The sequence below is a fragment of the Allobosea sp. FBZP-16 genome, assembly GCF_002831785.1.
GTDB lineage: Bacteria > Pseudomonadota > Alphaproteobacteria > Rhizobiales > Beijerinckiaceae > Allobosea > Allobosea lupini.
On sequence record NZ_LNCQ01000059.1, the window covers coordinates 1 to 9,858 of the forward strand.

The window sequence follows — 9,858 nt, forward strand, 5'->3', positions numbered from 1 at the left end:
CAAGCAAAGGTGACGGCATGGCCGCGGGCAATATGAAGGTCTCGGTCCTCGTCCAGCTGATCGACCGGCTGACGGCGCCGCTGCGCGGCATGATGCGCGGCATCTCCTCGGTCGGATCCAGCATCGCCAATCTCGGCCGACAGATCGGCGTCGTCGGCGGCGCGCTCGCCGCCATCTCCTTCTCGGCGCCCATCCAGCAGGCGGCCGCCTGGGACGCCTCACTGCGCGATATTGCAATCACCGCCGGCAAGACCGGCGGCGAGGTCGAGAAGATGATCGGCGAGATCTCCGACCGCTATCAGAAGCTCGCGCTGGAGACCGGCCAGCGCTCAGCCGACCTCGCCAAGGGCGCGCAGCTCCTGGTCGCCTCCGGCATGGACGCCGGCCTGATCGACAAGCTGATGCCGACGATCGGCCGGGTCGCGACCGCAGCCAACGCGACCATCGAGGATACGGCTAAGACCGCCTTCGCCCTGTCGGACACCCTGAAAGTCGCGCCCGACCAGATGGAGCAGGCGCTCGGCAAGCTCGTCACCGCCGGCAAGCTCGGGCGATTCGAATTCAAGAACATGGCGGCCGAGTTCCCGGCGCTCACCAACCAGATGGCGAAGTTCGGCATCACTGGCATGGAGGCGGTCTCCAGCCTCGGCGCCTCGCTGCAGATCGCCATGCTCGGCACCGCCAACCCGTCCGAGGCGGCGACGAACCTCAAGAACTTCCTGACCAAGATCAACGCGCCCGAGGCGATCAAGAAGTTCGAGAAGGAGCTAAAGGTCGACGTCACCGGCGTGATGACCGATGCGGCGGCCAAGGGCATCAACCCGGTCGAAGCTGTCATCCAGAAGATGTCGGACAAGCTGAAGGTGCCGCAGGCCGAGATCGACAAGATCATGAAAAAGGCCAATGCCGGGCCCGGCACCGATAAGGAAAAGCAGGAAGCCGCCCGCAAGCAGATCGAGCAGCTGCTCGCCGGCACCAAGGTCGGCAGGCTCTATGCCGACATGCAGGTGCTCGACTTCCTGATCCCGACGCTGCTCAACCTCGACAAGCTCAAGGACTTCAAGCGCCAGGTGGCGGAGTCGGGCGCCGAGGTCATCAACCAGGACTTCGAGAGCCGGATGCGCGGCCTGTCGCAGCAGCTGCTGCTCTTCGGCGAGCTCGGCAGCCAGGCGCTGCGCCGCATCGGCGTCGCCTTCGCCTCGAACCTGCCGATGGCGAACCGGGCGATCAGCGAGCTGCTGCGCTGGGTCGTGGCGATCGACGCGAAATGGCCGGGCCTGATCGACGGCGTCCTGTCCTGGACCGGTGCGATCTTAGCCGCCGGTGCCGGGCTCGCGATCCTGACGCCGGTCTTCTCGGCGCTGGCGGCGGCGATCGCGCTGCTCATCTCGCCGATCGGCCTCGTCATGGTAGGCATCGCCGCGCTCGCTGCCGGCGCCGCCTATCTCTACCAGAACTGGGCGACAGTCGGCCCGCAGCTCTCGGCGCTGTGGACCGATATCGGCGCGAAGTTCTCGGCCGGCTGGGAGAGCATCCGCTCCGGCCAGGCGCTCGAGGCGACGATCTCCTGGCTGTCGACGAAGATCCCGGAGCTCGCGACTGCGGTCGTCAATGGTCTGCCGGGGATGATCGAGGCCGGCGGGCGCCTGGTCGCCGCGCTCGGCGAAGGCCTCGCCGCCGGCATGGTCATCGTGATGACTGCCTTCATTGCCGGGCTAGGCCAGCTCGCCAGCGCGGTCGGGAACAATGTCGCGGTGCTCTACGCCGCCGGCGCCCAGCTGGTCACCTCGCTCTGGGAAGGCGCTAAGGCGAAGTTCGCCGAGTTCATTGCCTGGATCGCCACCATCCCCTCGCAGATCGTCGCGGCGATCGGCTCGATCGACCTCAGCAACATGATCAAGATGCCGAGCATGCCGAGCTGGCTCGGCGGCGGCTCCGGAGTGCCGGGCGCGGACTCGGGCGCCAAGGGCGCTCCGATGCCGCCGACCGATCCGCAGGGCAATCCGCTCGGCGGCGGCTTCAACCCGACTTCAAACACTGGCGGCGGCTCGATCGGCGGCTCCAATGGCTTCACCAAGACCGCCGCCAACCAGAACCTCCAGGTCGGCGGGCGCATCGTCGTCGAAGCGGCCGAGGGCACGCGCGTCGTCAATGTCCAATCGACCAACCCGGCCGTGCCGGTGACGCCGAACCGCGGCTCGATGCTCGGGCGCGCCTGATGCTGGACTTCGCCAATCCGGGCTCGCTGCTGCCGGGCCTGCGCCCCGCCGCCTGGCGCGGCGTCACCTTCTGGGTGATCGACGCCAGCCACACGGTCGGCCGGCGCATCCACGCGACGCTCTATCCCGGGCTCGATCTCAAGACCCATGACGATGTCGGGCCCATCGATGGGCCGTTCCGGATCTCCGGCCTCGTCATCGGCGACGACTATGTCGCCAAGACCAAGGCGCTCGAGGCCGTGTTCCGGGCGCCCGGGTCCGGCACCTTCATGCACCCTTGGCTCGGGCCGGTTGATTGCGTGCTGCTCCGACCTGCCGAGATCTCCTTTGCTTCTGACGAGCTGCGGGTGGCACGGATCGAGTGCGAGTTCGATCCGACCGGCGACGACGTCCTCTCCGGCCTGCCCGGCATCGGCGGTCTGTTCGCCTCGCTCTCCGGCCTGCTCGGCGCGATCGGCGGCGTCATCGGCGCCGCGGTGGGGCTGGTCTCCTCGGTGCTGTCGGTCGTGCCGATGGCGCTCGCCATCTTCTCGTTCGGCCTTGGCGCGATCAGCACCGTGTTCTCGATCGTCGATCGCGTCATCGGCGCCGTCGCCCAGGCGGCCATCCTGGTGCCGGTCGCCCGCGCCGTCGCCGGCGCCTTCAGCCGTGCCATCGCGAATGGCGATCGCAAGGTGGTGGCGAGCGCCGTGGCACAGATCCTCGGCGGCTATCCGGCCCAGCTCGGCGCCGCCTTCCGGCCGCTGCCGCCGGCGGCGCTGGGCCCGAGCTCGGAAGCGCCGGCGGTGAAGTCCTATGTGCCGGATCCGCGCGCGGGCGCCACCATCATGTTCACGATCGCCAGCCAGATCGCCGCGCGCGCCTCGGGCTCGGTCTCGGCCGACATTCCCGGCCGGGCGCCCGTCACGGCGACCGAGCGGCTGATCTATCTCGCGGCCGAGACCGCCTTTGTCGCAGAGGGCATCAGCCTGATGGCGGAGATCGATTTCGAGAGCCGCCAGGACGCCGCCGGCTGGCAGGGCAAGGCGGAAACCGCGCTCGCCGGCGCGAGCTCGCGCGCCGCCGGCCTTGCCTTTGACGCTCCCGGCGTCGTCGCGGCGCTCTGGCAGGCGCTCGAGGAAACAAGCGGGCGCCTTGCAATCGACATGTCCGAGGTGATCGGCCGGCTGCAGCCGGTCATCACCATCGAGCCGCCGCGCGCCAGCGCCTGGCTGCTGGCCCAGCACTATGCCGGCGACGATCCGCGCCAGGTCGTGCCGATGCTGCACGACGTCATCAGACGCAACCGCCTGCGCCACCCGGCCATGCTCGGCGCGGGGCCGCTCGAAGTGCTGAAGCCGAAGGGCGCGCCGTGAGCCAGGTCTATCTGCCCGCCAAGATCCCGACGCGCCGGATTGCGCTGAAGATCGACGGCAAGACCATCGACCGTTGGACACGGGCCGAGCTCGTCCATGACATGGGCGAGCTTTCGGCATCCTTCGAGCTCACCGTCCATGACGATGAGCGCGCCAAGGGCACCTGGGAGTGGACGACGCCGGCCGGCGATGGCGAGCCGATGAACTGGGGCCGCAAGGCCGAGATCACGATCGACGGCGAGACCTGGCTGATTGGCTGGATCGACGACGTCTGCTCGGAGGCTGGCGAGCAGGGCGGCGGCTATGTCACGATCAGCGGTCGCGACAAGACCGGCGACCTGGTCGATTGCCCGCCGGATCCTCGCGGCAAGCACGAATACAAGAAGATCAAGCTCGAGGAGTTTGCCAAGAAGCTGTGCGAGCCCTTCGGCATCACCGTAAAATGCGATGTCGATACCAGCCCGGTGCTCGACAAGGCGACGGTCGAAGCCGGCGAGACCGTGATCTCCGCCCTGGCCAAATATGCCAAGCAGCGTGCCGTCATCATCACCAGCGACCGCGTCGGCGGCATCCTGATCACGCGCTCCGGGAAAAAGAAGGCGGTCGACGAGATCCACTTTCCCGGCAACGTCACCCGGGTGCGCGCCACCTTCTCGGCCCGCGAGCGATTCAGCGATTATTTCGTCAAGGGCCAGAGCGAGAAGAACGGCGGCCGGCGGCCCGAGAAGGCAGCGCTCGACGCCTCGGCCGAGCCGCTCGACGAGGCGCCCCAGCAGCCGGCGCCGGCAACCGATTCCCCGCTCGACAAGCCGGGCGGCGCCGGGGCGCATGTCATGGGCCACGCCCAGGACACGGAGGTCAAACGCTGGCGGCCGCACATCTCGATGTCGCGCACCCAGGCCAAGGATGTCGATGCCCAGAAGCAGGCCGACTGGGAGATGCGGACGCGCCGGGCCAAGGGCGACAAGATGGATTACAGCTATCGCGGCATCACCGGCGGCCCGGACCAGAAGCCCTGGCAGATGAACACGGTCGCCTTCTGCGAGGACGACTACGCCGGCCTCTCCTCCGAGCAGCTGATCGCCGGCGTCTCCATCACTTATGACGAGCGCGGCGAGATGACCCGTCTGCGCGTCACTGGCCGCGAGGCCTTCGACCTGCTGCCGGTCGGCGATCGCCGCTCGCAGAAGAAGTCCAGCAAGACAAAGGGCGGCTCCAAGCCGGGCGGCCTCGACAGCACCGCCAACCCGCTCTGAAGGAGGCGCCCATGTCGGCCGACGCGGAAATCCCCCACGCCTATCGCGGCATGATCGCCCTCGCTGCGGTGAAATCGACGAACGACAAGGGCGGCGGCCAGACTGCGACCGTCGAGACGCATCGCCATGTCGAGCGCTCAGACGTCGATGTGCTCGGCATTGCCGGTGTTTCGAGCCGGCCTGCTCCAGGTGGTGAGGCGGTGGTGCTGGCAGTCGGCGGCGACCAGGGCCATCTCGTCGCGCTGCCGCTCCAGGCGCCCGGCAACCGCATGGGCGGCCTCGAGGAGGGCGAGGTCGCGGTCCACAATCTCAAGGGCGACCGCCTGCATGTGAAAAAGGACGGCTCGGTCGAGAGCACCAGCCGCAAGCGGGTGAAGTCGAAGGTGAAGGACGCCACCGTCGAGGTGCTCGAGGACCGGATCATCGCCAAGCTCGGCGCTGCTGCCGATGCGCCGCGCTTCGTCGTCAGGCCCGGTTACGCCAAGCTGCGCTGCGGCGCCCATTGGTTCGTTGTAACACCGGCGGGCATCTTCTGCTCGGTTGTGCCGGTGGTCGGCCCCGATCCGGAGCCGGGCGTCTAATTGGTGCCAGCACGGTCTCTGGTGACGGCCGCGACACCTGGCCATCGCTATATTTCAGGCGGGGCCTTCATGCCCTCATTTAGGAGCGTCGCGATCGCGGTAATGATCTGGGGCAGCGCAAATGGCTTAGCAATCATAATGCTGTGGGGTACACCCTGCGCTGCCCAATTCAGCGAGCTGTCTCCGCTCATATAGACGATCGGCATTGCCGGGACTATTGCGCGAGCGTGTCTGGCGACTTCCCAGCCCGTAGCACCGTTGCCAAGGCGAATGTCTGTAACGACAGCCTGAATTTCTTCTGATCGCGCCGTAAACTGGCGGAACGCCTCTGCGCCACTGGCCGCGGTAACGACTTCAAATCCCGCGTCCACGAGCGCTTCTTTGACCTGCCTCTGGATAAGAAGCTCGTCTTCAACCAATAGAATCAGCACTGACATCGGCGGCCCTCAAGTCGCATGCAGCGAAGCGCAACCAGGATAGTCCACATTATCCGGCGGGTGGCTTTTTTTCGGCGCGGCGGCCCCGCGCGGGGCCGTGTCCGGGCCCGCGCGCGCGCGACACTCTGCGCGCCATGGCCGCCGACTTCATCGACGTTGCGCTGATCTTCGACCCCGAGACCCGCACGGTTGACGCCGAGCTGGGCGAGGACGGCGATCTGTTGCTCGACGAGACGGCGCTCACCCCGATGCTGATCTCGCTCGGCACCGACCGGCGCGCCCGGCCGGACGACGCGCTGCCGCAAGGCCGCGACGCCCTCAACGTCTCCTCGTCCTTCGTCACGCGCCGTGGCTGGTCGGGCGACGCGCTCGACGCCTATGGCCGCCGCGCCGGCTCGCGGCTCTGGCTGATGGAGCGGGCCAAGCAGCACGAGCTCACCGACCTCTTCGTGATGGACGCGGCCACCGAGGCGCTGCGCTGGGCTAAAGCCGAGACCGGCACGCCGGCGCAGATCTCGGTGAGCTGGCCGCGCCGCAACCTGCTGGCGCTGACCTGCCGTATCGGCGACACCGAATTCGACTACGGGCTCCGGGTCGGCTGATGCCTGCGCCTCTGCCCAGCCCCGACGAGATCACCCGCCGCGCCGAAGCCCGGCTTGAAGCGGCGTTGAAGCGCATCCGGCCGGACAAGAGCCCGGCGGCGGTCGCCCGCGCCGTCCGCTCCGAGAGGGGCATGCTGGCGGCGATCGCGCGCGTCCAGGGCCAAGGCCTCTACAACACTCATCTGCATCTGCGCTGGAATGTCGACCAGCTGCTGCCGGACACCGCCGAGCCGGAATTCCTGATCCGCCACGCCTCGATCTGGGGTGTCTATCGCCGGCCGGCGACCAAGGCGGTCGGCTATGCGCTCTTCACCGGTATCCCGGGCACAGCCGTCCCCGCCGGGCTCGACATGCGCCTTCCCGGCGGCGGCCTCGCCGTCACCTCGGCCGGCGGCGTGCTCGATGGCGCCGGCCAGGCCACGATCGCGCTCGAGGCGGCCGAGGGCGGCGTCCTCGGCAACACCGCCGGCGGCGCCAGCCTGCCGATCGTCACGGTACAGGCCGGCCTGGACCCGCAGACCGCCACGCTCGATGCCGACGGCATGGCCGGGGGCGCGGAAGAAGAGAACGACGTCTCCCTTCTGGCCCGCGTGCTCGCCGAGATCCGGGAGCCCGGTCACGGCGGCAACAAGAACGACTATCGCCTCTGGATCCAGAACGCCTTCGCCGTCGCCAAGGTCGCGACAGTGCCGCTTTGGGTCGGCCCTGGCTCGGTCGGCGTCGTGGTCGCCATGGGCACGGCCGTCGCGCCCCTTGTGCCGATACCGGCCGAGCTCGACGCCATGGCCGCGCATCTCGACCCGCTGCGCCCGGTGACGGCCGAGGTCTATGTCCGGCCGGTCGTGCTGCTGCCGGTGCCGCTGCAGCTCGCCGTCGTTCCGAACACGCTGCCGGTGCGCGCCGCCGTCGAGGGGGCTGGCCAGGCGCATTTCGCCGCCGAGGCGCAGATCGGCGAGCGTTTTGCCCGCTCCCGGCTCTCCGAGGCACTGTCGGCGGCCAGTGGCGAATATCGCCACTACATCGCCCTGCCGCCCGCCGACGTCGTGCCCGATCGCGACGAGCTGCCGGTCTGGGGTGGCGTCACCTGGGACCCGCCGCCATGAGCCGAAGCGAGGACCAGATCCTGGAGGAATTGCTGTCCGAGTTGCCGCCGGGGTGGATCTGGCGACGCGACCGCGACAGCGTCATCGCGGCGCTGCTGACGCCGCTTGCCGCCGGCATTGCCGAGATGGAGGCTGTCGCCGAGGCGATGCTCCTGGAGGTCGACCCGCGCGATGCCAGCGCCTGCCTGACCGATTTCGAGCGCGTGCTCGGCCCCGATCCGTGCGGCCGCGATACCTCGACCATGTCGCTTGGCGACCGCCGGCAGCTGGCACATCAGCGCTGGACGGCCCGCGGCGGCGCCTCCAGGCAATACTTCATCAACCTCGCAGCAAAGCGGGGCGTCACGATCACGATCAGCGAGAACCTCGTCACCTATGCCGGTGAGCTCGAGTGCGGCGAAGAGCTGATCGAGCCGCCTGAACAGTTCATCTGGACCGTCCATCTCGGCGACCTTTCAGACGAGACGCTGTTCGAGGCCGATGAAGGCCAGGCCGGCGACCGTCTCTACGATCTCACCATCAGCGACATCGAATGCGACATCCGGCGCCTGAAGCCGGCGCACACCGAAGTCGTCTTCGACTACGGGAGCCTCTGACATGGACCGGATCGCCCATTCTTCGCATGTTGACATCGGCGGCGGCCGCTGGGGCTTTCGTAGCAAGGACACCGTCGCCGGCCAGCCGGGCACGGTCGTCACCGCCACCCATATGAACGCCACGCAAGAGGAGATGCTGGCGATCATCGAGAAGGCGGGCTTCGTGCCCGACCCGAACGACCTGACCCAACTCGCCCAGGGTATCCAGAGCGGCGCGTTGAACTTCGCCGTGGCCACTGGAACGGCGAACGCCTGGGTGGTTGCGCCGGCCCTCGCGATCCTCGCCTACAAGGCCGGCCGCGTTTTCTGGATCAAGGCGCCGGCAACCAACACCAGCACCACCGTCAACGCCAATTTGAGTGGCCTCGGCAACCGGCGCATCAAGAAGTCGAACGGTTCGGACCCCGCTGTCGCCGACCTGACCAGCGGGCGCTGGTATCCGGTTTTCGACGACGGCGTGAACCTCTGCGTGACCGCCACGCTGCCGAGCGATGTGCGAACTGCCCTGGTCGGGTTGACCGGCAACTGTCTGCTCTGGCTCGACGGAACCGAGCTGCGGCTGTCACAAAAGAATGGCTCGCAGCTCATCGTGAACGGCGCGCCGGTGCAGATCCCATTGGTCGGCCCGACATTGTCGACCGCCGGCAACGCCAACAGCACAGACTACTTCATCTACGCCTATCTCGACGGCAACGGTGACCTAAAGCTGGAGAAATCGACGACCGTCTTCACCACCGGCGCCGACGGCACTCAGGTCAAGACCGGCGATGCGAGCCGCGCGCACGTCGGCATCGCCGGTTCGAATGCAGCGGGCGCCTGGGAGGACAGCTTTGCCAACCGGCTGGTCCGCTCGTACTACAACCGCGAATCCAAGCGAATCTTCAATCGCTTCACGGCCGACCGCCAAACCGCGGCCGGATCCGGCACGCCGGCCGAGATCAACACCGAAATCCGCTGCAACTTCGTCTGCTATCCCGACGATCTCATCGACGGCTTCGCGACGGGCTATGTCTTCAATAGCGGCGCGAGCGGCACGACCTACACCGCTGTGACCTATGACGGGACCGGAACCAATAATGCCGGCATCTCGGCGGTCTTCGGCACGGCCGGCGGCCCGGTTGCGCCGCGCCAGCAGATTTCGGGTCTGAGCGCCGGCCGGCACTACGCGACGCTCACCGGCTACAACTCGACCGGAACCGGCACATGGGGCGGCAACACCTCCTCGGCGCCGTCCTGCCTCCTCCATCTTTCCTTGAGGTGATCATGAATGCGATCGGACCGACCTTTGGCGACGAGCTCGAGGCCGCAGGCCTCGGCGGGCTACCGATCTCATGGGGCAGCGATGGCGACGTGCAAGGGCTCGATGGCCTGAGCGCGAAGCAGAAGGCCGGCGTCAAGGCGGTGCTGGCGGCGCACGACGCGAGCCGGATACCCCTTGCAGCGCTCAAGAATGAGGCCTTCAATCTCATCAGCTCGGTAATCCCGACCACCGCGCAACTCAACCTTTCTGCGACGATGGCGGTGATCGCCGGTGCACCGGTCGACATGCGCTCGGCTGAGGAGCAGCAGTTCGCCGAAACCTACGCTGCCGGCGTCGCTTGGATACAGGCCGTTCGCCACCGCCTGCGCGAGCTCGCCGATTTCGGCGGAGTAACGCCGGAGGGCGAGCAACGCTGGCCCAAACCAAAACAATCAGTGGTTGATCTCGC

General features: G+C 67.8%; 10 protein-coding genes. 9 read left to right on the forward strand and 1 reads right to left on the reverse strand.

The features are described 5' to 3' along the window. From CXY91_RS28580 to CXY91_RS28595, 4 genes are all read left to right on the forward strand, one after another. The coding region (locus CXY91_RS28580) for a phage tail tape measure protein (protein ID WP_100965360.1) at positions 1–2,219 on the forward strand (2,219 nt) is incomplete at its 5' end. Next, the gene (locus CXY91_RS28585) at positions 2,219–3,574 is read left to right on the forward strand and encodes a DNA circularization N-terminal domain-containing protein (RefSeq protein ID WP_100965361.1); all 1,356 of its coding nucleotides are present in this window, start codon (positions 2,219–2,221) and stop codon (positions 3,572–3,574) included. The genes CXY91_RS28580 and CXY91_RS28585, both read left to right, overlap by 1 nt. Continuing rightward, positions 3,571–4,830 (forward strand): phage baseplate assembly protein, encoded by a 1,260-nt coding sequence (locus tag CXY91_RS28590; RefSeq protein WP_100965362.1) that lies wholly within the window; start codon positions 3,571–3,573, stop codon positions 4,828–4,830. The genes CXY91_RS28585 and CXY91_RS28590 overlap by 4 nt, the downstream gene beginning before the upstream one ends. An 11-nt stretch (positions 4,831–4,841) precedes the next feature. Continuing rightward, the gene (locus CXY91_RS28595; protein WP_100965363.1) at positions 4,842–5,411 is read left to right on the forward strand and encodes a phage baseplate assembly protein domain-containing protein; all 570 of its coding nucleotides are present in this window, start codon (positions 4,842–4,844) and stop codon (positions 5,409–5,411) included. A gap of 47 nt (positions 5,412–5,458) precedes the next feature. Here CXY91_RS28595 and CXY91_RS28600 read toward each other — a convergent pair whose 3' ends face one another. Then, the gene (locus CXY91_RS28600; RefSeq protein WP_100965364.1) at positions 5,459–5,848 is read right to left on the reverse strand and encodes a response regulator; all 390 of its coding nucleotides are present in this window, start codon (positions 5,846–5,848) and stop codon (positions 5,459–5,461) included. 134 nt (positions 5,849–5,982) lie between these two features. Between CXY91_RS28600 and CXY91_RS28605 the strand changes: the two genes are divergently transcribed. From CXY91_RS28605 to CXY91_RS28625, 5 genes are all read left to right on the forward strand, one after another. Then, complete coding sequence (locus CXY91_RS28605; RefSeq protein ID WP_100965365.1) at positions 5,983–6,450, forward strand: phage GP46 family protein; 468 nt, start codon at positions 5,983–5,985, stop codon at positions 6,448–6,450. After that, a complete protein-coding gene (locus CXY91_RS28610) occupies positions 6,450–7,553 on the forward strand; it encodes a baseplate J/gp47 family protein (protein ID WP_100965366.1) in 1,104 nt (367 codons plus the stop codon). Before CXY91_RS28605 ends, CXY91_RS28610 begins: the two co-directional genes overlap by 1 nt. After that, a complete protein-coding gene (locus tag CXY91_RS28615; protein WP_100965367.1) occupies positions 7,550–8,149 on the forward strand; it encodes a YmfQ family protein in 600 nt (199 codons plus the stop codon). Before CXY91_RS28610 ends, CXY91_RS28615 begins: the two co-directional genes overlap by 4 nt. Position 8,150: 1 nt before the next feature. After that, complete coding sequence (locus CXY91_RS28620) at positions 8,151–9,410, forward strand: hypothetical protein (RefSeq protein ID WP_100965368.1); 1,260 nt, start codon at positions 8,151–8,153, stop codon at positions 9,408–9,410. Positions 9,411–9,412: 2 nt separating this feature from the next. Further along, a partial coding sequence (locus tag CXY91_RS28625; RefSeq protein WP_199777598.1) for a hypothetical protein occupies positions 9,413–9,858 on the forward strand: 446 nt, incomplete at its 3' end.

What these genes read in the sequence shown, in the direction of transcription:
- CXY91_RS28615 (WP_100965367.1), top strand. Translation starts at nt 7,550, where the DNA reads ATGAGCCGAAGCGAGGACCAGATCCTGGAGGAATTGCTGTCCGAGTTG.
- CXY91_RS28620 (WP_100965368.1), top strand. Translation starts at nt 8,151, where the DNA reads ATGGACCGGATCGCCCATTCTTCGCATGTTGACATCGGCGGCGGCCGC.
- CXY91_RS28600 (WP_100965364.1), bottom strand. Translation starts at nt 5,848, where the DNA reads ATGTCAGTGCTGATTCTATTGGTTGAAGACGAGCTTCTTATCCAGAGG.
- CXY91_RS28605 (WP_100965365.1), top strand. Translation starts at nt 5,983, where the DNA reads ATGGCCGCCGACTTCATCGACGTTGCGCTGATCTTCGACCCCGAGACC.
- CXY91_RS28610 (WP_100965366.1), top strand. Translation starts at nt 6,450, where the DNA reads ATGCCTGCGCCTCTGCCCAGCCCCGACGAGATCACCCGCCGCGCCGAA.
- CXY91_RS28595 (WP_100965363.1), top strand. Translation starts at nt 4,842, where the DNA reads ATGTCGGCCGACGCGGAAATCCCCCACGCCTATCGCGGCATGATCGCC.
- CXY91_RS28585 (WP_100965361.1), top strand. Translation starts at nt 2,219, where the DNA reads ATGCTGGACTTCGCCAATCCGGGCTCGCTGCTGCCGGGCCTGCGCCCC.